24 protein-coding genes and 1 tRNA gene are annotated in these 23,112 nt (G+C 44.1%); 13 read left to right on the top strand and 12 right to left on the bottom strand.

Going from position 1 to position 23,112, the window contains the following annotated elements:
• The first annotated feature begins 318 nt into the window (after window positions 1–318).
• Window positions 319–1,251 (top strand): toprim domain-containing protein, encoded by a 933-nt coding sequence (locus tag ACYVGO_RS25640; protein ID WP_460971717.1) that lies wholly within the window; start codon window positions 319–321, stop codon window positions 1,249–1,251.
• Window positions 1,252–1,604: 353 nt separating this feature from the next.
• On the opposite strand, the gene ACYVGO_RS25635 is transcribed toward ACYVGO_RS25640, so the two are convergent.
• Window positions 1,605–1,775, bottom strand: a complete 171-nt coding sequence (locus ACYVGO_RS25635) for a hypothetical protein (RefSeq protein ID WP_460971716.1) — start codon at window positions 1,773–1,775, stop codon at window positions 1,605–1,607.
• Between the two features lie 359 nt (window positions 1,776–2,134).
• On the opposite strand from ACYVGO_RS25635, the gene ACYVGO_RS25630 reads away from it, so the two are divergent.
• The 8 genes from ACYVGO_RS25630 (at window position 2,135) to ACYVGO_RS25595 (ending at window position 8,777) form a co-directional block, all read left to right on the top strand.
• Window positions 2,135–2,656, top strand: a complete 522-nt coding sequence (locus tag ACYVGO_RS25630; RefSeq protein WP_460971715.1) for a hypothetical protein — start codon at window positions 2,135–2,137, stop codon at window positions 2,654–2,656.
• A 4-nt stretch (window positions 2,657–2,660) separates the two neighbouring features.
• A complete protein-coding gene (locus ACYVGO_RS25625) occupies window positions 2,661–2,834 on the top strand; it encodes a hypothetical protein (RefSeq protein ID WP_460971714.1) in 174 nt (57 codons plus the stop codon).
• Window positions 2,835–2,977: 143 nt separating this feature from the next.
• Window positions 2,978–3,532 (top strand): hypothetical protein, encoded by a 555-nt coding sequence (locus ACYVGO_RS25620; RefSeq protein WP_460971713.1) that lies wholly within the window; start codon window positions 2,978–2,980, stop codon window positions 3,530–3,532.
• Between the two features lie 260 nt (window positions 3,533–3,792).
• Window positions 3,793–4,260, top strand: a complete 468-nt coding sequence (locus ACYVGO_RS25615) for a hypothetical protein (RefSeq protein WP_460971712.1) — start codon at window positions 3,793–3,795, stop codon at window positions 4,258–4,260.
• 8 nt (window positions 4,261–4,268) lie between these two features.
• Window positions 4,269–4,532, top strand: coding sequence for a hypothetical protein (locus ACYVGO_RS25610; protein ID WP_460971711.1), 264 nt, complete (start codon window positions 4,269–4,271; stop codon window positions 4,530–4,532).
• Window positions 4,533–4,805: 273 nt separating this feature from the next.
• Window positions 4,806–5,066, top strand: a complete 261-nt coding sequence (locus tag ACYVGO_RS25605) for a hypothetical protein (protein WP_460971710.1) — start codon at window positions 4,806–4,808, stop codon at window positions 5,064–5,066.
• Window positions 5,063–5,668, top strand: coding sequence for a master DNA invertase Mpi family serine-type recombinase (locus ACYVGO_RS25600; RefSeq protein ID WP_460971709.1), 606 nt, complete (start codon window positions 5,063–5,065; stop codon window positions 5,666–5,668). The genes ACYVGO_RS25605 and ACYVGO_RS25600 overlap by 4 nt, the downstream gene beginning before the upstream one ends.
• A gap of 4 nt (window positions 5,669–5,672) precedes the next feature.
• Entirely contained in the window at window positions 5,673–8,777 is a 3,105-nt protein-coding gene (locus ACYVGO_RS25595) for a metallophosphoesterase family protein (protein ID WP_460971708.1), read from the top strand.
• 392 nt (window positions 8,778–9,169) lie between these two features.
• Here the strand turns inward: ACYVGO_RS25595 and ACYVGO_RS25590 are convergent.
• The 4 genes from ACYVGO_RS25590 to ACYVGO_RS25575 all read right to left on the bottom strand — a co-directional run bounded on the left by ACYVGO_RS25590 (window position 9,170) and on the right by ACYVGO_RS25575 (window position 12,695).
• Window positions 9,170–9,244, bottom strand: a tRNA-Val gene (locus tag ACYVGO_RS25590).
• Window positions 9,245–9,336: 92 nt separating this feature from the next.
• A complete protein-coding gene (locus ACYVGO_RS25585; protein ID WP_460971707.1) occupies window positions 9,337–10,647 on the bottom strand; it encodes an MFS transporter in 1,311 nt (436 codons plus the stop codon).
• A 103-nt stretch (window positions 10,648–10,750) separates the two neighbouring features.
• On the bottom strand, window positions 10,751–11,635 hold the full coding sequence (locus tag ACYVGO_RS25580) for an alpha/beta fold hydrolase (protein ID WP_460971706.1): 885 nt from the start codon (window positions 11,633–11,635) through the stop codon (window positions 10,751–10,753).
• Window positions 11,636–11,912: 277 nt separating this feature from the next.
• Window positions 11,913–12,695, bottom strand: a complete 783-nt coding sequence (locus ACYVGO_RS25575) for a tyrosine-protein phosphatase (RefSeq protein ID WP_460971705.1) — start codon at window positions 12,693–12,695, stop codon at window positions 11,913–11,915.
• Between the two features lie 156 nt (window positions 12,696–12,851).
• Here ACYVGO_RS25575 and ACYVGO_RS25570 point away from each other — a divergent pair, with 156 nt between their 5' ends.
• Genes ACYVGO_RS25570 through ACYVGO_RS25555 form a run of 4 tightly spaced genes read left to right on the top strand, consistent with a single transcriptional unit; the run spans window position 12,852 to window position 15,845 of the window.
• Window positions 12,852–13,649, top strand: a complete 798-nt coding sequence (locus ACYVGO_RS25570) for a WecB/TagA/CpsF family glycosyltransferase (protein WP_460971704.1) — start codon at window positions 12,852–12,854, stop codon at window positions 13,647–13,649.
• A 33-nt stretch (window positions 13,650–13,682) separates the two neighbouring features.
• Window positions 13,683–14,636 (top strand): glycosyltransferase family protein, encoded by a 954-nt coding sequence (locus ACYVGO_RS25565; RefSeq protein WP_460971703.1) that lies wholly within the window; start codon window positions 13,683–13,685, stop codon window positions 14,634–14,636.
• Window positions 14,637–14,638: 2 nt separating this feature from the next.
• Window positions 14,639–15,373 carry a glycosyltransferase family 4 protein gene (locus ACYVGO_RS25560; RefSeq protein WP_460971702.1) on the top strand — a complete coding sequence of 245 codons (735 nt, stop codon included), beginning with the start codon at window positions 14,639–14,641 and terminating at the stop codon, window positions 15,371–15,373.
• On the top strand, window positions 15,258–15,845 hold the full coding sequence (locus ACYVGO_RS25555; protein WP_460971701.1) for a glycosyltransferase family 4 protein: 588 nt from the start codon (window positions 15,258–15,260) through the stop codon (window positions 15,843–15,845). Before ACYVGO_RS25560 ends, ACYVGO_RS25555 begins: the two co-directional genes overlap by 116 nt.
• 62 nt (window positions 15,846–15,907) lie before the next feature.
• Here the strand turns inward: ACYVGO_RS25555 and ACYVGO_RS25550 are convergent, their stop codons facing one another.
• The 7 genes from ACYVGO_RS25550 to ACYVGO_RS25520 all read right to left on the bottom strand — a co-directional run.
• Window positions 15,908–16,612 (bottom strand): acyltransferase, encoded by a 705-nt coding sequence (locus ACYVGO_RS25550; protein WP_460971700.1) that lies wholly within the window; start codon window positions 16,610–16,612, stop codon window positions 15,908–15,910.
• Window positions 16,613–16,671: 59 nt separating this feature from the next.
• A complete protein-coding gene (locus ACYVGO_RS25545) occupies window positions 16,672–17,550 on the bottom strand; it encodes a glycosyltransferase family 2 protein (RefSeq protein WP_460971699.1) in 879 nt (292 codons plus the stop codon).
• 16 nt (window positions 17,551–17,566) lie between these two features.
• On the bottom strand, window positions 17,567–18,964 hold the full coding sequence (locus tag ACYVGO_RS25540; protein ID WP_460971698.1) for a hypothetical protein: 1,398 nt from the start codon (window positions 18,962–18,964) through the stop codon (window positions 17,567–17,569).
• Window positions 18,961–19,617 carry an acyltransferase gene (locus ACYVGO_RS25535; RefSeq protein ID WP_246859584.1) on the bottom strand — a complete coding sequence of 219 codons (657 nt, stop codon included), beginning with the start codon at window positions 19,615–19,617 and terminating at the stop codon, window positions 18,961–18,963. Before ACYVGO_RS25535 ends, ACYVGO_RS25540 begins: the two co-directional genes overlap by 4 nt.
• Window positions 19,586–20,938, bottom strand: coding sequence for an oligosaccharide flippase family protein (locus ACYVGO_RS25530; protein ID WP_460971697.1), 1,353 nt, complete (start codon window positions 20,936–20,938; stop codon window positions 19,586–19,588). Before ACYVGO_RS25530 ends, ACYVGO_RS25535 begins: the two co-directional genes overlap by 32 nt.
• A gap of 145 nt (window positions 20,939–21,083) precedes the next feature.
• Entirely contained in the window at window positions 21,084–21,752 is a 669-nt protein-coding gene (locus tag ACYVGO_RS25525) for a sugar transferase (RefSeq protein ID WP_460971696.1), read from the bottom strand.
• A 12-nt stretch (window positions 21,753–21,764) separates the two neighbouring features.
• Window positions 21,765–23,112: polysaccharide biosynthesis tyrosine autokinase (locus ACYVGO_RS25520; RefSeq protein WP_460971695.1), on the bottom strand; the 1,348-nt coding region annotated here is incomplete at its 5' end.

The following is a 23,112-nucleotide window of genomic DNA, read 5'->3' as shown; positions in this document are numbered from 1 at the left end:
AATTATATATATAGGGACAGTTGTCCTGTCTGTCCACTGCTTGGACAACGTGGACAACTTGGATTTGTCTAAGAAAAATGGCTAAATAGGCCGTTTTAGTGTAGGGAAATTATATAATATTTGGTTTTTTGGTGAAATGAAATACTTAAACGAAATAATGTTTGGACAGACAGGACAACTTACCCTATATAAGGAGATAGGCGCATGTTGTCTGTCCTGTCCTTTGTCCAAATATTGTTTGGTTGGCTCAATAATCCGGCTGACAGTCCTGGGCAGAAGATCCTTTGGTTTGACAAGTATCGAAAAAGCAGTAACGATATGGTAAGCACTGAGCAGCTCAATGTTTTAAAAGGGGTATCCATTGTAGACTTCTTAGCCAGTCGGGGGATTCTGCCTGTCAGTCAGCAAGGGGGACAGTTACTTTATCATTCCCCGTTGCGTAACGATCAGACTGCTTCCTCTTTCTGGGTGCATCCAGCTAAAAATACCTTTATTGATTTTGTCGTTGCCGAACATAAGGGAGACGTGATCAGATTGGTGCAACTGCTAGATAGCTGTGATTTCTTAACCGCTGTCCAAACCTTGGAGTGCTGGAAAAAGCTGACTGGTACACCTAGCTTTTTTCTTAGCGGCCAGAATACAAGTAATTCAATGGCCGCTAAGAAAAAAGATATAGTGAAGGCGGTTAAGCTCTTAGCCAGTAAACCCTTGATGCACTATGTGGAAAGTCGTGGTATTAGTTATCCAATTGCCCGGATGTATCTACGGGAAGTATATTATCATCACCAGCAGAAACCCTTGTTCTCCATAGGTTTCGCTAATGATAAGGAAGGCTTTGCGATTCGTCGAAACCCCTGGACTGATCAAGGAGGCATCAATCATGAACCTAAAATGCCCAAGTTTAACCTTGGCCCTGCCTGGTATACCACTATTGAAGGTAAACAAGCTGGCATCGTCAATGTATTTGAAGGAGTTTTTGATTTTCTTTCGGCGTTGGAGTATTATCAACAGCCTACACCGGCTAACACCACAATTGTCCTAAACTCAACCAAGAATATAGAATCGGCCTTGCCCGTATTACAGTCATTTAGTCGCATAAATGCCTATGTGGATCGGGATACGGCTGGTCAAGCCACATTGGAACGACTCCGAGACCACAGTATACAGGTCGTGGATCGCTCTAATATCTACGCTGGCTACAAAGATTTCAATGAGTACTGGCAAGCGTATACAGTAAAAACCACTCGGTAAACGCTGGTATTCTGCTTGTGGCCAATCCTATAAAATTCAGTAATACGCTGAAATACAGTTTATTTTTTGTAGCTCAAACCTAGAATCATATGCCTGCCGAACCAATGAACGTACCCATGCTAAGCCGTAAAGAAGTTAAGACTAGACTTCAAGTTTCCGATTATGTTTTAAAGCGGTTGCTGATAGACTCCAACTCAACCGAAATTTTAGCGCGGTCGGATCAACGTATATTTCCCCTGATTGCCTGGAAGCCCTTATTTGAACATTGTGGTGCCCTACTGGAAATACCAGCTTAATCCCCTTTCATTGTCTTATACTAAAGGGCAGACTAGTCTGCTACACTGTGCAACGGTTTACCCTTTGGGGTGAGTCCGTTTCTTGGCTTGTTCAGCCCGTTTCATCCCCTTGGTAAACAGGGGCCATAGTTCGAATACAAACAACACAATAGCTCCATATTTGAGCGTCCACTTCACTACTTTACTGATTCCCATAGTCAGCTCTGTTTTCGGGCAAAGATGAAGCATTTACGTATAGTTTAGCATAGGGCTATTAAAATCAGATGTATGCCTTCGTGAAAGGCTGGATAGGTTAAGCTGTGGCTCAATCAGATGTCATTTGTAGCCAATTCAACGAAATTCAAGCAAATCCAACGAAGTCTTTTAGACTCTTTTAGGCTGGTAGCCAGCACTTCGTGATAGGTTAGAGTCCGTAATACGACCCTTGTGGTTCTGTTCTACCCCCAAAAACATGGTTCTACGGCTGATTCACAAAGTGCGCTACAGGGTGATAATGCGCTAGACACAGGTAGAACATAGAGGTGCCACAGGATACCATAAGGGGCGTGTTATAGAAATTCATGTATCACTTTAACCGTACAAAAAGTATGGAACCTAACAGTGCACCGGAGACACTCTCCGAAGTTATCCGGTTTCGGACAAGACCGAAAGACAAAGCCTTGGTTCAAAGCCGTGCCAACGCCCTTAATTTAAGCTTATCGGAGTATGCGAGTCGGGCGGTAATGGACTACGATAGCCTGAAACAAGCCGTGGCCAATTATAAAACTCAGGCTGCCAAATCCACTCCGACTGGCCCCCAACCGGAGCTATTGACCTCAGAGCGGGTAGCTAAGATTCGCCAACTAGCGGTCAAGGATTACCAGGAACAACATCTGGATAAAGAGGGTGGAAAAACACCCTATATGGAGCTTAATAAACGCCTAACAGACCGGCTGAAATTGTACGAAACCAAAGAACTAAAAGCTCTTTTTGGGAAACTCAAGGGGCAAACGGCTCTAATCAAGGATGCCTACGGGAATACGGAGGAAATCAAGATTGAGGACATGTCGGACGTGGTGTTAGCCATAGTGGAAAGTTTCAAGGTCAAAATCTTAAACGAGAAGGCATAAGCAGATGGCAACATTCGAATTTATTCCGGCAAAGGCCATTGAGTTTAAGGGCAGTGGCAGCGGTTCAGGTTGGCTAGTGGCTGTGGTTGCACTGCTAGTTATCGGTGGGTTGATCTGGTATTTCAGTAGCCAACAGGGTAAGCAAACGAACACCACGAATGCGACGGCGAAAACCTAACCATCAGCCCGTTCACGTGTCAACGGTGATAGCCCGTTATTTGGATCGGGTGGAACGTAAAATGAAACTGAATTACACGGGCCAAGTCGGTTTAGACACGACTATATATAGTGCTGAACCTGCTAAATAATTTCTGTATAAACATGGCAAATAACTTACGATATAAAAGTGGCGATGTGGTCGGTATGCGAAATACGGGCACTGGGCTTGAGGTTTTAACTTGGCGAATTCGTTATCTGCCCACGTTGGAATTGTTGATTTTGACAGTTCAAAGCAGTCTATTAGACGCTTGGGAGGGACGGGAACGCATTCAATCAAAGACGGATATTGGAGTGTATACGCTCGACCCTGATTTCCTGAATTCGGAATATGTTCAATTTTTAGCGGATAATGCCGCTCTGAATGCTAAAGGGTTAAATCAGTCGGACTACTTGTACAATAAATATGTTGAGCAAACTGCGGGAACGGATATCCCTTTAGAGGCCCTAAAGCCAAAGGTTACACCGCCTGCTAACAATCCTCCGAATACACCTCCTGCGACTAAGCCTCCCGTTACTACCCCTCCAACGAGTAATAATCCACTTCCTGGCAATACTCCTACTGGAGGTAATCTGTTCGGTATTCCAACGAACTATCTGATTATTGGCGTTTGTGCATTCGTGATATTGTTTGTGCTGGCTAACACCAAGAAGGGGTAGGTTAAATTCTTCTCCGGAAGAAGGGGCGGTAAGCCTGTTTTGTGACTGGAGAATCAGAATAATATTTGGCAGATAAGTTCTAAATTCTGCCCGGCCGGGTCTGCTCATGATCAGGTTCGGCCGATATCAACCAGGCTAAAACTGATTTTTAGGACCCACTGCCAAATATTATTCTGAAATCTTCTTCTCTTCTATAGTCCATTTTTTACTCAATAGGTCTCCATTTTAAATGAGTATTGCTCACTCTATTAAAGAAGATTATGCTAGTAGGTTTTAAGAATAAACTGCATGATAATGGGGTAGCGGATTACCTCATTGCTAAAGCAACGGCTTCAGATTGGGTGCATTCAGAGTTGATCTTTCCTCCAGGGGTTTCGGTATCGAGTTGGGCTGGTCAGCTTGGGGTGAGTTGTCAATGGACGCGTGATACGGTCAAATACCCTCAATTCTGGGAATTCTATGAAGTTGGGGAGTTTGACCAAACGCCTATGGTCAATTTTCTGGCTGCACAGATGGGTAAGCCTTATGACTGGCAAAGTATCTTTTTCACCTTCGCACTACCCTTATCCATGCAGAACGCAGACCAGTGGACATGTTCTGAGCTAACGTATTACGCGCTAGCGCACTATTCGCCAGTCAAGCTAGCCCGCATCAATCCAGAAACACCCAATCCAGGGCAACTCCGTCAATTACTCATTCAGGCCGGTTATCCGCGTATTACAAGTTAACTTGAATAATGAAAGACAACTTAATTTCAATTTGGGAGGCCGGTAACGAAGCTGAAATGCTTAACGCTCTGGATGTGATCTATGAAATGGCTACGGGCTATGTACTTGCTGAGCTGCGCGATGAAAACCCAGATGTCTACGAAAAGTTAACAAGCCAGACAAGGTATAAAAGTCAATTAATCAACAACGTTCGATTTTCAGTGGATTCTATGCTAACTGAAGTTATCAAAGAGTACAGAGAGGGGATGCAAGAGGATTGGAGTGGGAAATGATAAAGCTAGTATGATACGTAAAGAATTTGAATGTCTGGCTACTCTGTAACCGGACATTTTTTATGTCAAACAAAACTGTCTATATAGTTAGAATCTTCAGGTAAAGCGTTAATATGGACAGATTTCTAACGGTAATTGCGTGGAGAAAACGACCGTTTTTACTGGCAATAAATAGGGGATAGTAATACACCTTATTTATTGCCAGTAATTGTTTATATTTAATCAAACAAATGGGTTAAATCTTGCACTCATCTTTTTATAGATATTTTGGGCATGGAACTACTCAAGGACCAGATTACGGCATTGCTAGATAGTAAAGGAGACGGATCAATAGCACAAACTTTTTACAATCATACAGCAGTAAATGATGGTGTAACTATAGATAGATTAGATGGGAATAGATATTTAATCAAGTCTGAGTCTGATGGTAGTTATACCCTTTCGGCAAATACACCTATTCACATAGATCAAAATTACCATTATCGAGGTAGCAACATTTCTCTAGATGTGCTAACAGATTGGATGCTTGTATGATTTACGCTTATATCCGGGTTTCAACCGACCGCCAGACGGTCGAAAACCAAAAGTTTGAAATCCTGAAGAAGACATCCGCGGACCGGGTTCAAATTGACCAGTGGATTGAAGAGACTGCTTCGGGAGCCAAGTCAGCCAATGACCGAAAATTAGGCAACCTGCTAAAACAGATGAAGCCAAAGGATCTGCTGTACGTAACCGAACTCTCGCGGCTTGGAAGAAGCCTAATGGAAATAATGTCAATTCTCCATGACTGTATGGAACGAGATATTCAGGTACTATCCATTAAGGAAGGCTACTGCCTCGGTAACAATATAAATTCCAAAGTTTTAGCGTTCGCCTTTGGGCTGTCGGCTGAAATTGAACGCCAACTAATCAGCCAACGTACGAAGGAAGCCCTAAGACGCAAGAAATCTGAAGGTGGAACGCTTGGCCGTCCTAAAGGTTCATTAAATGAAGTGGTAAAGCTATCTGGTAAGGAAGATGCAATCCGAGAACTGCTGAAAAATAAAGTATCCGTTTCTGCAATTGGGCGGATATTGAACGTAAATCGGCAAACAGTAAGTGATTTTGTTGTAACTAGAAATCTTAAATCCTTTTAATCTTATGAAAATTATTCATATAACTGACTTTCATTTCAATAAAAAACATGTTTCTCAGCAGGAAGTGCTAGTAAATAAGCTTTGTGATGAAATAAATAAAATTGACAATGTAAGCTTTGTTTTTTTTACAGGTGATTTAGTAGATAAAGGTGGTGAAAAAGGTAAAAATTTTAGCTTAGCTAGTACTTTTCTTTTTGGTGAGATTCTAAACAAGACTAATATAAAAAAAGATCAAATAATAATATGCTGTGGTAATCATGATGTTAATAGGAATAAAGAAATTCCTGCTATTAAAGCCTTTGTAGATAATATAAATAATATAGATTCGCTAAACCAGTTTGTAAATGGAAATAAGAAGCAATTTACAAGTAGCCTAGAAAACATTAAAAGTTTTATTGAATTTCAAGATAAATTTTATGAAGATGTAAATGATAATGTTAATGAAATATATTCTACACATATAAGGAATATTCAGAATAAAAAAATTGGTATAGCGACAATAAATACAGCTTGGAGATCTTTTGATTCAGATAAGGATAAAGGTAATCTTCTATTTCCATCCATATATGTGGAGAAAATTATTCAAGATACAAAGAATTGCGATGTTAAAATTATTTTAATGCACCATCCTTTAACAGACTTAAAGGATTATGTTTATTTTGATTTAGAAAGTAAAATTTATAATCATTTTCATTTTTTATTTTCTGGACACGTTCATTTAGATAAAGTAGAAACTCATATTACTGGAGATGAGGGTATTTTTTGTTGTATATCGCCCTCGACTCTGACATATGGCTATACTGACGCCAAAGTAGGATTTACATTATTGGAAACAGAAGAAGAAACGGATTTCGATGCAATTGTTACAAAATATATTTATGATAAACGTAGTGAATCATTCTTGCGATACAATCCTATAAACATCCAAGTGCCGTTGGAAGATGCAAAACGCAAACAAATTAATTTAAGATCAAATGTTAGGAAAAGATTGAATGAAGAAATTGATAATGCTAATGACTTATTTTTGTCGGCGTACGATGATGGCAATCAACAAAAATCTTTTTTGGAACTTTTTACGTTACCCTCGATCAAGCTCAAAAGCAGATTTGAAATAAGTAGTACATCAGATCCCTCATTGTCTTTTAACTTCCTTGATTTCTTCTCATCTACAAAGAACTTTGTGATTTTCGGGAAAAATAAAAGTGGTAAAACTTCAATATTGTATAAAATTTTATTGGATTTTTTGCAAAATTATTCCAAAGAGAAGACTCTAGTTTTTTATTTAGATTGTAAAGAGCCTAAAAATCAAAAGAACAATATCGATATAATAACTCAAATATCTAGATACTACAGCTTACAAAGGAATAAAGTTATTGAGATTGCAAACGTTAAGCCAATAAGATTGTTAGTAGATAATTATAATTCAGACATGCATATAATTAAAGGTGCTATAAGCACTTTAATCGAAAAAAAATGGATTCATGTTATTTTATGTACAGAGGAAATTTTGTCATCTACACCTAAACAAGATATTCTATTTAACTTTGAATATCAACCACTTTATATTCATGAAATAACAAAAGCAAGAGTAAGAGATTTAGTAAAAAAATGGCCGAATATTAGTAGAGATTCCCAGCAAGAAATTCTTGATAAAATTTCTAAAGTATTTGCCCAAATGAATATTCCATGTAACTATTGGACTGTTTCTCTATTTCTTTGGGTATTTGAAAAGACAAATAATGTTTCATTTCACAATAGTGTTGAATTGATTCAATTATATATTGATGAGCTTCTAGATAAGGCAAGTTTAACTTTAGATAAATCCATTAAAATCAAGTACGAAGAACTTAAAGAATATCTTGGTAGTTTTGCTCACTATTTATTGTTTAATCATGGAGAAAATGTTTATTCGGCTGAATATTCAGATATAATAAATTTTACAACTAAATATAGAGCTGACAATATAAGATTTGTGATTGATGTTAAAGAGGTAGTTGATTTAATACTACTAAAAGGAATAATAAAAAAAACCTACGATGGTAGATATACATTTAGATTGAATGGAGTATTTGAATACTTTTTGGCTATATATATAGAAAAAAATTCAAACTTTAAAGATGATATTTTTCTGGATTCTAATAGGTATATATCTTTTGGAAATGAATTTGAAATATACATAGGCTCAAACCCTAAAGATAAAGACTTTGTGCGAAAAGTTTTTGAAAAGACGAAGTTGATATTTTTAAAAATGAATATGATATATGGTAATTTAGAGGCAATAGATGATGTCCTACAGGTTAAAATTCAAAAAAATTTAGAAGCAATTAAAGATGTTAAATTTATAGAAAATGAGCTTTCAGATGCAATAGCAAAATTGACTGAAGAAGAACATGAAGAATTATTGGATGAAATGAATCCAATTAAATTTACTACTGAAGAAGTTCAATTAAAAGAAGATGTTTCTGAAATTGAAGAATCTCCTTATATATATGAAAGAAGTTTAAAAATACTTGCAAGAGTATTTCGGAATAGTTCGATTGATGATCATAATTTTAATGAGACTATCCTTGATCAAATATTATTGTTCACTTCTTACTTTGCATTGTCTTATGTAGATAGTATGGCATTAAGTTCTATTACAGATATTATTGACAATGAAAAAAAAGAAAATAACTTCAAAAATTTACTTGAGATGAATGCAAGGTTTATGCCTTTAATTGTGCAAACATTTTTGTTTGACGCTTTGGCGCAGGATAATCTTGAACGAATGATCTTGCAGAAAATTGATAAAGTTAGACTGGCTCCTAATAACCAATTTTTACTTATGCTACTTTATTTTTTACTCATTGATTTAAATCCGATAAAAAATACAAATTATCTTCGAAAGCTTATCGATCAAGTTACTATCGGAGTTTTGAGGCAAACTATCTTAATGAAACTTAATACTTACATAGTTTTTTATTCGTATGGAAGACCAGTATTTGAAAAAAAAATAAAAGATATGATTAGAGAATTATTGAATTACATTGATCCGAAAGAGGTAGAAATGAAACTTCAAGATCTTAGTCGCCAATCTTTGATTGAAAATATGAGGAATAAAACCAATTAATACTATTAAGAAATAAAAAAATAATTCTTTTTTGGCTATTCCTATTATGATAAGCTTGTTTATTTATAAAATATTTATTGCTTTTGGTTAGAAAATAGCAGTCAAGCTTAATTGAAGAATGTAAAGTGCTCGCTTAATTTCTGGCTATAAGGCAAGAATAACGAAATAATAGCAACACTATGAAATTATTCTTGTTTCATAGTGTTGCTTGATTAAGTCCAGCAGTAGCCACTTAATCCTCATATCTCATTTCTTTGGGGTTTTATAGAGTAATAAAGACCTTTTCAAATACACTTTGTATGTGCAAATAATCATGTTTAAGTACATTTTCCATACATCTTCCAAAGAAAAACCCTCAAATCAACCTGAATTGAGGGTTTTTTAGATTTTAGTAGGAAGTAGCGGGCTCGAACCGCTGACCTCTGCTCTGTCAAAGCAGCGCTCTGAACCAACTGAGCTAACCTCCTTTAGTAATGTAAAACGTATAATGACTGATCAAGCTCAGGTACATTACCCATTGTTCATTGTACATTATTCATTCCCGAAAGGGAGTGCAAAACTACAAAACTTCCTCTGTTTCCAAAGAGGTATGATAAACTTTTTGTGAGGGAATTCGCCACAAAAGCACGAATCCGACCACAAACAGCACTAATAGAGCGAGTATGCTATTGCGCATGCTGCCGGTGAGTTGTTCAATCAACCCATACACCAGTGTACCGAATACCGTGGATGTTTTGTCGGTAACATCATAAAAGCTGAAATACGAGGCCGTATCGGAGGTGGCTGGAATTAGTTTGGAGTAGGTCGAGCGGGAGAGGGATTGAATACCGCCCATGACCAGGCCTACCACACCCGCCAGGATGAAAAACTGCGATTCGGTCTGCACAAAGTAGGCGGCTGCGCACACGCCAATCCAGATAAACACGGCCGTCATCAGGGCGTAGGTATTCCCGATTCGCCCCGATAGCCGGGAGAACCCATAGGCTCCCGGAATAGCCACCAATTGAATCAGCAGAATGGTGATGATCAGGCTTTGTCCGGGTAGTTTCAACTCGTCGCTTCCGAAAATGGTGGCCACATACATCACCGTCATGACCGCCATGTTGTAGACAAAAAAGGAAACCAGAAACCGTTTGGCCAGCGGACGTTCCTGTAGCTCGTTCCAGACATGGCGTAATTCCTTGAAGCCATTCAAGAGATAATTGCCGGGTTGAGCCGCCTTTTTAACCCCGTCGGGAAGGCGGCTGAAGGGAATCTGGGCGAAACCAACCCACCAGAGGCCAACCGTCAGAAACGCAATTCGGGAGGCCATCGCTTCGGAGATGTTGCCGAACCACTCGCGTTTCAGAATCACCAGCAGGTTAAACACCATGAGCAGCACACTCCCCAAATACCCCATCGAAAAGCCCCGCGCACTCACCCGGTCGTACTGGTCTTCGGTGGCAATGTCGGGCAGGTACGAATTATAGAACACGATACTGCCACTCCAGCCAATCAGGCTGATCCAGAAGCAGATAACAGCAAAGGTGGTGGTTTCCTTCGTGAAGAAATACAGCAGACTGCAACTGATAGCGCCCGTGTAGCAAAACACTTTCATAAATGTTTTCTTCTTCCCACTATAATCGGCAATGGCTGTACATAGGGGCGACAGCAGGGCCGTAAACAGAAAAGCTGCCGAAATGGTGTAGGAAAACAGGACCGAGTTTTTGATGGAGAGTCCCAGGAAATTTATAACGGGTCCGCCTTCACTATTGAGCGCAGTGGCCGAAAAGTAAACCGGGAAAATACTGGAGACAATAACCAGGGAGTGAACCGAATTCGCCCAGTCGTAAAATGTCCAGGCAGTCAGGGTACGGGGGGAATTTTTCATTTACCAAGGTGTATTGAGTGGAGTGAGTTAAGTTGGTGGAGTAAGTTAACTAGGTGAAGTGAGTTATTCGTTAGCGTACAACAAACATACTACACATACAACACTATTTACCTACTCCACTAACTCCACTTAAAAACTCAATAACGGCTCGTGTAAACGCATGATTTGAATCTCCGGCTACCATATGACCAGCGTCGGCTACGCTTACACTTTGCACATGCGGAACGGCATCTAAAAATTCTGCCATTACTTTTTCGCTCACCACATCGCTGATGCCTCCCCGAACAATGAGCGTTGGCACCGTGAGGGCATTGGCCGCCCGGTATAATCGCTCTTCATTTTGTATCTGTTTGTCAGGACTGGTAGTGTGTCGCCAGACGGAGAGCATGGTTGGGTCCCAGTGCCAGTAGTAGCGCAATTCGCCGGTTGGGCTTTTGCGTAGCCGCAGGTTTTTCTCCAGACGACTGTGATCCGAGGGGCGTGGCCTATGGGGGAGATAAGCCGCCACGGCTTCGGCCGCTTCGGTTAAACTGGCAAAGCCATCCTGATTATTGCTCATAAACGCAAATATCCGTTCAATGCCTTTCTGCTCCGTGCGGGGGGCAATATCGACCAGCACAATAGCGGTGCAGATCGATTCCGTTCCGGCTGGACGTTCGCCTTCCGCTATCAGGGCCGTCATACCGCCCATCGATGCCCCAACAAGGGCCGGTTTCTGATCGAGCTGGGCCACAACAGCCCGGAGGTCTTTAGCCAGGTAATCAATTGTATACTGCCCATCCGCCGACCAGTCGCTGTCGCCATGTCCACGGGCATCGAGGGCTATGGCATACCAACCCGCATCGGCTAGCCAACGGGCGGTGTCGCCCCAGGAATGGCGCGTTTGGCCACCGCCGTGCAGGAGTAGCACAGGCGGATTTGAGGGATCACCCCAGGCATCGGCGGTTAGAAAAAAATTGGGTTCAGTTTCAAAACGAAGTGATTTCATATAGGGGATTCTCGTGTTCTCGCTTGGCTTAGCCGAGTGAGGACTATTGGTTCAAGGGCCTCTGGCCCGTTTTGGACATTTTTCTTTATTGCACCGGCCGGAGGCCGTTAAAAATATAGCCCTCACTCGGCTAAGCCAAGCGAGAACGATAGGCTATATTTTTGTCGTGGTGTCAGTTTCTTAAAACCGACACCACCAAACTACCCTACGAGCTTAACCTGACGAGTATGATGAGGACATCGACTGAGGATTCGAATCCAACTTGGTCAAACGTTTCTTACGTGTTGGTTAACTCCGTAATAAGTTCCTGATTACGGAGAGGTTGCTGTTGCAGTAAGTGATAGTCAGAGGCCGTAAACAACTTGCCATAGGATTCCAGATCGGTGGGCCGGTGAAGATCTGATCCAATAAAATCGACCCATTTATTGGTTAAAAAACGATGTGCCTGCGCCTGCACCCGGCGGCCGTAGCGTCCGGTCATTGATCCCCAATTAAGTTGAAACAGACAGCCTGCCATCCGCAGATCAGTAAGTGGTTTCAGGTCATTGTGGTAATACGTATAGCGTTCAGGGTGCGCCAGTAGGGGCTGGTATCCCTGCCCCAGTAAATGAAAGACAATTTCATGCAGAAAATTTGGCGCGGCTGCCCAACCCGTTTCAAAAAGCACATACTTCTGTTTCCCGAAACTCGTCAACTGGTCGGCACGGAGCAGGTCCAGGAATAAATCGTCGAGCAGATATTCCGCAGCTACCTGGATCGTTATCGGAATCTGATGTTCCTTTACCAGGTTCTGTAGTATACGCTGACCTTTTAAAAGATCCTCCTGCCTGTTCGGGTACCAGTCCTGACTAACGTGTGGGGTTGTAATAACCCGTTGAATACCCCAGGCCGAAAGCTGTTGCAGACAAACAAGGGCTTCTTCCGGGCTGGATACACCATCATCGACTCCCGGAAGCAAGTGAGAATGAATGTCGGCCTGCCAGTAACAGCCCGGTTGATCCGGTGGTTGATTGGACTGATTTCTGAACGGGGCAAGTAATCGGTTGAGTAACTTATTCACGCTAGTCATTGACGGAAACGATAACTACACCGTCAAGGGTTGTATTTATCGGTGTGTAAAGGTACGGGTAAACGGCTTTGAGATGGCTCGTTCGTACATGTTACTTTTTACCAATTCGGCGTCTACCAACTGACTGTTTAACGAACGGTTTTTGTTATGATTCTCTCCGGTGCCCCCGATTCACGATCACCTCAGTCTGTCCGAAAGAATGTTGTTAGCCTGGAGATAAGCCTCAGTTCATACCAACAGTTTATACAGGACATACTGCAAGCCGCTTGTCTGCGTAAGTCGGGTTACGCCTGTTTTGCCAATGCCCATATGATCGTTGAAGCGGTTCGCGATCCGGCGTTTGCAGAGATGGTTAACAGGGCTACCTGGACAACTGCCGATGGGGTGCCGGTAGCCTGGGCAATACGCCTGTTATACGGACGTCGACAGGAGCGTATTACTGGACTCGATGTATTACCTGCACTACTTCAGGAGGCACCCCGGCACGGTGTTTCGGTTTATGTCTACGGGTCTACACCGGCAGTGCTCGAACGTTGTGCCGATTACTGTGCGCAACATCACCCGGAACTGTCCATTTCGGGTCTATATGCTCCTCCGTTTCGGGCATTGACAGCCGGGGAAGAAGAGGAGGTTGTTGAACGTATCCGGACGTCGGGTGCCGGGCTTGTTTTTGTCGCACTGGGTTGCCCCAAACAGGAGAAATGGATGGCTGCCCTGTCGCATCGGATTCCGGCTGTTTTGCTGGGCGTCGGAGGGGCGCTGCCCGTTACAGTTGGCGTACAAAAACGGGCACCAAACTGGATGCAATTTGCTGGTTTAGAGTGGTTGTATCGATTCTTTCAGGAGCCTCGCCGACTGTTCTCCCGCTATTTTAGTACGAACTCCCTGTTTGTATTTTACCTCACCAGGCAATGGATTCGTCAGTTGCACCAGGCGGATAACTAATACATCATACACCTTACCTCATATATCCGGCATATGCCTGCTCCCATTGTTTTATTTGCCTATAAACGTGCCAACGAACTTCAACGAACAGTAACCGCGCTTCAGGCCAACTACCTGGCGGACCAAAGCGAGTTGTATGTTTTTGTCGATGGGCCCCGGCCCGGACGTGCCGATGAGTTGGCTAAAGTAGACGCTGTACGGGCCGTTCTGGATAATCTTACTGGATTTCGACGCATCCACCGGCTATATCGGGAGCAGAATATGGGCTGCGCCAACTCGATTATTGCGGGGGTAACGGCTGTACTGCAAACCCATCCGTCTGTTATTGTGCTGGAAGATGACATAGTAACCAGTCGCAATTTTCTGGATTATATGAATCAGTGCCTGGAGCAATACGCCGATACGCCGACGGTTTTTTCGATTGGGGGCTACACGTTTCCGTTTCCACGACCTCAAGGCTATGAATCGGATGTGTATTTCTTCGGGCGGACCTGCGCCTGGGGGTGGGGCATCTGGGCCGACCGCTGGGAGCAGGTCGATTGGGCGTTGAGGGATTTTGATACGTTTATAGCCGATAATGCGGCCTGTAAGGCGTTCAATGCCGATGGCCAGGATCGGGTTCGCATGTTGAAACGAGCCTATACAAAAGAAATTGATGCCTGGGATATTCGCCTGTGTTACAGTGAGTTTAAATGGGGTGGCGTTACGGTATATCCCACCATTTCCAAGACAATCAATATCGGCATCGACTCGGTCGATTCAACTACGGAGGTTGTATACAATCGGTATAAAACAGTGCTGGATAATAGCCTACCCAGGCAGTTCCATCTACCGGCCGATGTGTCGGTTAACCCAGCATACGCACGGCGGTTTCGCCGGAAGTTTAGTGTTCCGGTGCGGGTGTGGAACAAACTAAAAACCATCCTGCTGGCAAGTCGTCTGGCTATCGGAAAACGCGCAGGCGTTGGTAAACCGGGGGAACAATAGCCATGCGCGTATTACTGATTCATAATTTTTACCAGCAGGCGGGGGGAGAGGACACTGTTTTTCAACAGGAAGCAGCTATGCTTCGGGAAAACGGGGTAGACGTAGAAACGTTGACGTTTACCAACGAAAATTTCGAGGGAACATTCCTGAACAAGTTCGGTTCAGCTACCCGGTCGCTGTATAATACGGATTCAGGCAACCGGGCCGGGCAGGTGATCGACCGGTTTCGGCCCGATGTCGTTCATATTCACAACCTGTTTTATACCGCAACGGCCGCTGTCATTCGGGCGGCAAAGCAACGGAGCGTGCCTGTGGTGATGACCCTGCATAACTACCGGTTAGTCTGCATTAGCGGCCTGCTGATGCGTGAGGGGAAGATTCCCTGCGAAACCTGCCTGACGCAACTTGTACCGTTGGCGGGTATACGTCATGCCTGTTTCCGGCACTCACACCTGCAATCGGCACAATTAAGCCTGATTACAATGCTTCATAAACTAACGGGAATCTGGCGACGTGTAGACCGGTTTGTAGTACTGACGGAATTTGCACGCCAGAAAATTTTGACATCATCCCTGGCTCTTTCACCCACTCAAGTAGTGGTCAAACCCAATTTTGTGCCCGATGCAGGCTACGCTGAGCCTGGGCAACGACAGGATCAATTTCTGTTTATCGGTCGACTTTCGCCTGAAAAGGGAATCCGAGTATTGCTGGAAGCGGCCCGAAAAAAAGCCATTTAACCTACGAATTATTGGTGATGGTCCCCTGACAGATGAAGTGAAAGAGGCCGTTGCTTCGTTACCACATGTGGAGTTTACGGGCTGGCAGAATCGGTCCACTGTTCTGGCCGCTCTGAAAACCTGCCGGGCCGTACTGGTACCGTCCGTCTGGTATGAGGGATTACCAACGGTTATTCTGGAAGCTTTCTCGACAGGTACCCCCATCATTTGCTCCGATCAGGAAAATCTGAACCAGATTGTTAAGGATGAGCAGACCGGACTCCTGTTTAAAACCGGCAACAGCGACGACCTGAACCGGGTCATTGAGCGAATGAATCAGCAGCCGGAATTAGTCAGTCGATTGGCACAGGCCAGCCGAGGAGAATTCCCCCATTATTCAAAAGAAACGGCGTACAAGGCTACGATGAAGCTTTATGATGAATTGGTTAAGCAAAATTTATTGTCCACAGAGGCACAGAGAACACTGAGGTAAAAAAAGTTAAAAATTACCAATTTATAATCTCTGTGTCTCCGTGGACAATAAATTTTGTGCGATTAACCATCGTACAGGCGCTCCTGTGCCCAGTTTATATTGTCTTTCAGTAGTTTAGCTGGGTTTCCTCCGATGATGACTCCCTCCTGATCGAACGATTTGGTTAGGACGGAGCGCGTAGCGACAATGGAATTTTTTCGGATGCGGACGCCTTTTAGAATGCTGCAATGGGCGGCTATCCAGACGTGATCATCAATAACAACATCTTTAGCATAGTTGATTCGTTGCCCGGTTGTGGCATCCAGAATTGAGTGTGAATCGCCGGTACGCACATCAATATCATAGGCCAACAAACAATCCTCGCCGATCCGTATGCTGGAACCAGGCTCCGTAACGGCCACATGAACATCTTCGATCATCGTGCGCGCGCCAATACTAATTTCGCCCCGTTCATCTTCGATCCACAGACTACCCCCTCGTTTAAACCGAACCTGTTTGGCAATATGAATCCGATTCGAATTGCCCCGGATGTATACCGTGAGTCCATGCAGACGGGCACTCTCTTCAATAAGAATCGTGTTATCATTACCATCAATATCGATCGTACAGTTTACACAAAAGGCCGACTGGTTAATGGTGAGCTTATTCCGCTTGCCCCGAATCGTTTTCGTAACGGTCGGTTTTACAAACGAACCTGACTGAATCACTAATGCCAGTTTCAATAGAATCGGATGCTGCTTGATAAATTCGTAGACTCGTTGCTTCATGCCCTTGGTGTAGTTGGATGGGAGACGTGATTGGGGTAGACCTGTAGTTGAGATACGGATTAGTCGTTTATCAGTTTCCTGCGTACGTATCCGCCGAAGATCCGGGCCAAGTCGAAGGTCAGGTAGATTAGAAAAGCGGGCGCGTGAATACGGGCAAAGTGATACCTGGTCTTTAGGTTAATGGGTGATCGTGTCGTGAACAAAGCCCTTAAAAACTGTCGTATTGAGGTGGACTTGTTAAGGACTAACCCAGTGGCCTCGGCATGTTCATAGATCACACAAGTAGTGGCCACAAATAATGAAAAACCTGCTTTTCGGGCACGGATCGAAAAGTCGAGGTCGGCCATATGGTGCTGAAAATGAAGTTCATCGAGCAAACCGATTTTGCTAAATACTGAGATCGGTATCAGCATACCCCTGCCTGGCAGGCAATCGGAGGGAATATAGCGTGGGCCGGTTGCTAACAGAGCCTGTTGCTGTTTGAAACGGGTTTTGGCCAAATCCCGAATTTTCGCAAATGACATGTCAATATGGGTTCCTGCATACAGAAGTCGGCCAGGCTCCCGGATATCGACAGATACTGAGCCGATTATACAGGGTTGCTTAGCAGAATAGGCATTGAGCAGATTGGCCAGATAATCGGGGGCAATTTCCGTATCATCGTTTAAGGTCAACAGGAAATCATTGGGTTGGCTTTTCAGGTGATCCAGTACATATTGAATACCCAGATTGGTGCCGCCCGCCCACCAGAGCGAGCCTGTACCCATGCGAACAAGTACTTTGGGGAATTCGGCCTGTATCATATCAGCCGTTCCGTCCGTTGATCCATCATCAACCACAACAACCTGATGAGCCTGCTCCGTTTGATTCCTCAAACAGGCCAGGCATTTTCGGGTATACTGCTTTCGATTATGGACCGGAATAACAACGTAAATCATACCCTCAGATTTCAGATTAGCGGATAGGAGCGTTGAGGTGTGATAGCCCATCCTGAGAAACATTGTTAACGGAGTCTATCGAAACGGTCAGACGAATCGTTGGTCTGGCCAGCCGTATTACGATGTGCAGATAGAACAAAACGGTTAACGAGCCTGCCGTAACGGAACTTTGCCCAAATACGGTGAGCATGAGCAGCGAAAAGATAATGATCAGCAGAATCATATTGGATTTCATTTTGGCGTGGAGCATGGCATACGAGACATAGCTGACTACATAGCCGAAGGCAAGCATGACAATAAGCCCGTAAAAGTCGTACGCGAAGTACAGTTCCGAAATCAGCCCGGTTCGAATACCCATTGTGTTATCGGGATCGAACAGGGTCATAAACGTGAGCGCACTATCTTTTGTAATGAGGTCGGCTTTATTGATTCCTGCAATACTTAGGATGCCCGAATTGATAAAGTTGGCCAGGGTGCTCGCTGTCAGATCATAACCCGGTATTTCGCCCGGTTTAAACTCGTTCACGGCTCGGATATATTCCCGGAATTCGACCCCCATGGGTAATCCTTCCCGGGCAAACTGTGAGGATGAACTGCTGCCGAGCCGTAGATTTTGCAGGCTAATATAGAGGATGGCTGCTACCACGATCATGACGATGGATCTTGTATTGATGGTGAACTTCCCGGCCATTATTTTTTCGTAGAAGAAAATAGACCCGATCGAAATGAGCAGAAACAGGCGTTTACTGTCAATGGAGGTAATGAGAATTGCCAGAATCGTCAGGGACAGCCAGACTACTTTTTCGGGTGTTCGCTGACTTCTCAGGAAACGATCATACAGCAATACGGCCGACACACAGTTAAAGAAGCCAAAATTATAGACGTATCCATAGTCGATATGGTACATTTTCTCGGTTACGTCGCTGCCGGAAAAGATGGGAATATAGCCCACATTACGGATGAAATCGACAAACCAGATGAGTGGGAAAAGTAGTAATGGATATTCAAGCCAGGTTAAATCGGTATACAGGAGACGGCCTTTTTCCTGATGCTCTGGTGTGATGGATGGAACGGTATAGTTAATGTCGTAAATAAACATGCCAATGCTCATGGCAATGAGAAAACTATTGTAAATGATACAACCTTCATCCATGGAAATGAAGTATGGATTAATGGCGTAGTAGTTCAGTATTTTAAGTTCTCCAATGTAAAGCCACAGAATCCAGAACGTGAGAAAGGCTTTGGTGAAACGGTTCTTCAGGTGGAATAAGATGAAGATTGGAATAATCAAGAGCGTATGGCTCAGGAGGGAGGGATAAATAAAGTACTCTGTATAGCCAAATACAGCCTGATAGACCAGGGGCGTAACCTGCGCGGCTATACAACACATGATCAGCAGGAAGTACTTTTTCATCGTGTTGAGTCGGTCAATAGATCGTTTATGTACCTGGCAGGGTTACCAGCCCATATCTGGTTGGCCGGAACGCTTTTCGTGACAACCGAGCCCGCTCCAATTACAGCATGATGGCCAATGGTAACGCCCTTCAAAATAGTCACGTGTGCACCGATGAAGGCACCGTCCTGAATAACCACGGGTGCAGTAGCCGCCAGTGCATTGTCGGCATAGCCTGCCCGTTGGCGTACATCCAGACTATGAAAGTCCGTGTCATAAATAACGGTGTTTCCGCCAATGGTAACGTGATTGCCTATCGTAATGGACTCGTGGCAAACCAGGGCGGTGGCACTCATACCTACGTGATTGCCGATGTGTATTTGTCCGCCCAGATTCGCAATGAAAAAGCAGGGCTGTTGTCGCCCGATTCGATTACTGTAATTCATGCCGTTGATGAAAACAAAGGATTCCCCAATCACCAGTTGGCTACCATCCGTAATATCAACAACCGGAATCCCATAACTCCTCATGCCTTTACCGTAGACTACACCATTGAGGTAAAAATAGAGCCGGGTCAGCAGGGTTTGACCAACGTACCAGATCCGTCGTTTTATGAACCGGATGGTGCGATATAGTAGCCTGCTAATCCTGAAGAGCATAGTTCGCGGGTTCATGGCTCAATGTGTTCATAATCTGACGGTATTGCCGCATACATATCACCAGCAGAAAGCAATTCCACAGCGTACCGGCAATGACAACACTGGCGGGGCCTGCATTGGTAAACTGAAAAAGAACATAGTTTAGGGGGAAGTATAACACAATGCCCACCAGTGATGCTTGTACCAGTGTTTTAATCTGGCCGACGCCGTTGATAAAGTAGTTGTAGTTACTCAGGAAGATAAAACTGATGACGTAGGCCGTCAACCAGATGGAAAGACTGGTTGGAACCTGGATTTTGTGGCCTATCCATAATGAAAAAACTAGTTGAGCTACCGCAAGCATCAGGAGGGCCAGGATGGCCATACCCGCACAGATCAGATTGAGTCGCCGGATAGTAGCCCGTATCCAATGGGTGTCTCGTTTGATGTACGCATCGGTAAAGGCCGACCAATACGGGGTGATGAAAATGCCGTACAGGAATGGCAATACACTGAAGTATTTATTGGCAATACTATACGGAGCCACGCTGTTGGACCCCAGATAATATGAAATGAAAAGCCCTCCGGAAGTGAACACAATAATGCTCACCAGTTGAAGAAAAAAAAACTGCCCGCTTATCGTCACTAACTTTTTGATCAATGAAACGTCGATGTAGGAAATACCGGGGGCGAGTCGGGTGTAAGTCGTGCGAAAAAAATAAACGGAAACTCCACCAAAGACTAGTACGGGAACCAGGTTATAGATATGGGCAATAACCACCAGAGAGGCATGGAGAAAAACCGAAGCGGCATAGATCAGCAAGATGACGGCCACATTGACGATCAATAAAATCCACGCCACAACTGCGGCCCGCTGGTCGGCCAGTAAAATGGAGTTGATCGGCTTCAGCAGAAGTTGAATGCTGAAACTTATCAATGTATAGGTAATTATTGTGTTAATGAGTGCGGGCTGGTCGCTGTCAATATTAAGTAGGCTAGTCCAGTCCAGGAAAAAGTGTAGGGTGCCAAAAATTACACAGAACATAAGGGCAAATGCGCCCGAAAGAAAATACAGGGTACTAACGTAGTTTTTGGCGGCCGCATCATTCCCGGTATCAAAAAAGAGGACCAAACTATTTCGGAGACCGTTGCCAAAACTTACATCTACTAAGCTGAACCAACTGGTCAGAAAGGTAATGGTCATCCAGATGCCAAAGTCTTTGACACTGATGAACTGAACGGTTAATGTTACGGTCAGAAACCCAATTACCACACCAGCCCCTTTCAGAAAGATCGACTCGATCACGTTTCGATAGACGATCAGGCTTCGAGCATCAATACGGTGATGTTTACTCAATTTAACCACAAGCGGAGTTTTAAAAGTTATGCATACCTATCAACTTAGGTATACCCTGGATCGTTAAGTGGTGGATATTAGGTTATCTGTTATTTACTAATAATTTGGTAGTCAACTAAATAGCTGCTAATGTTTGCTCAATTAATTAAAATGCATCTGTGTTACCCGTAAACATGGCTGCCAGCGTTTGGAAGCATATGTAGATATCGAATAAAAAAGACGCTTTCTGAATGTAGAACAGGTCGTAGCGAACCCGGTGTTTCATCATCAATGGATAGGTCATTCCTCCCCGACATCTACTAACCTGCGCCAGCCCCGTAATACCCGGACGAATGCCGTTTCGTAATGAATAGGTAGGTAGGACGTGCCAATATTCAGCATCTAACCCAAGTGGATGGGGGCGGGGCCCTACCAGACTCATGTCGCCCAGGAGTACGTTCAGGAACTGGGGCATCTCGTCCAGATTTGTCCGGCGCAATAGACGGCCAAGGGGAGTTACACGCGGGTCATTTTTCGCGGCTTGACGAAAAACGCTTGTACCGGATGGTGGGGTGTACATTGTCCGGAATTTTAAACACCTGAACTGCTGCCCGTTTCGGCCTGACCGAAGCTGCACGAAAATAGCTGGCCCCGGCGAAGTAAGCCGGATAGCCAAGCAAATAAGTGGAATCATCCAACTTAACAAGAGTAGAGTGACCAACGCACTCATAACCAGATCGACGATTCGTTTGGCTGGATAGCCACTGGTTTGGGTTGCAATGAAAGGGACGACTCGTTTCTCAAGCCTTTGGGAGTTAATTGCTTCGGAGACCATACGATTCCAGAATTAATTAGGATTGAACCGACTGAGAAAAGACTTTTTTTTCTGCACTCCTTTGGTCTGGTACAAATCGCTTTTGTAGCCGCCATAACTATAGTAGCTGGATGCGTCGTTCTGTACAGCGTTGAGTATAACATTGAGTTTATTGAATCGCTTCTCCCGATATAACGAGTCCAGCATTTTCAGGCAGTTCTTCGGCGTAACATCGTGCCGAACAATGTAGAGAGTTGCATCAGCATGTTGGGCAATCAACTGGGCATCGGTCACTAATCCCACTGGGGGCGCATCGATCAGAATATAATCGAAGTGACGCCGAAGATCCATAATGAGCTGCTGTAGTCGGGGGCTGCTCAATACTTCCGACGGATTGGGGGGAAGTGGGCCACTTGTAATGATGAAATAATTTGGTTTATCAGGCAGAGGAGTGACAATTTGGGGTAAGCTTGTTTCGCCCGAGAGGTAATTGCTTAGCCCAGGACCATCGGGCAAATTAAGCGACTGGCGAAGCCGGGGTTTACGAAGATCCATCTCCAGAATTACGGTCCGCATACCCACTAACGCCAGACTTGCGCCGAGGTTCAATGAGATAAATGACTTCCCTTCTCCCTCAATGCTGGACGTAAAGAGCAATACCTGACTACTATCCTGGCTACTTCGGAGGTAATTTAAATTAGTTCGCAGCATCCGAATCTGCTCGGCAATAACGGTATTGCTCCGGTTGGCAACGACAAGTGCTTCGGACTGCTTTTTCTTGACGATCTCACCCAGAATTGGAACCTGTGTGCCTTCTTCAACATCTGATCGGTGCATGACCCGGTTATTGACCAGATCGTACACGGCCAGAAAAGCCGCTGGCAAGACTAAACCCGCTAGCCCAAACAGTAGAAATAGTAAGGATTTATTGGGCTTTATAGGCTTCTCATCCGTCAGGGCGGCATCAATAACACGGGAGTCTGATATAGCCGATGCGTAGGAAACCGCCGTTTCTTCCCGTTTTCTTAGTAGATATGTATATAAATCATTTTTAATAGCCTGTTGCCGGGTGATATTCAATAGGATACGCTCCTTGGCAGGAATTGTGCGGATAACGCTTTCTATTTTATGATTTTTGGCTAAGAACTGCTGTTGGGCTCCGGCTAGGATTTTCTGCATCGTCCCAATGTTTTCTGAAATATTGGACCTGACCGTTTGAAGCTGGCTGTTGACCGTTTGTAACAATGGATTCTTCTCCGAGGTTGTCCGCATTAATTGATCACGCTGGGCTTCCAGTTTTGTGAACGTTTCGAAAAGACCGAGCAAGGTGGGGTCATTCAAGCCGAGTGTGGAGTAGATAGGTCGATAAAAAGGGGCCAAT

It is taken from the genome of Spirosoma migulaei, assembly GCF_054776855.1.
The sequence above is the reverse complement of the archived record's forward strand: the minus strand, read 5'-3'. Positions and strand labels throughout refer to the sequence as shown.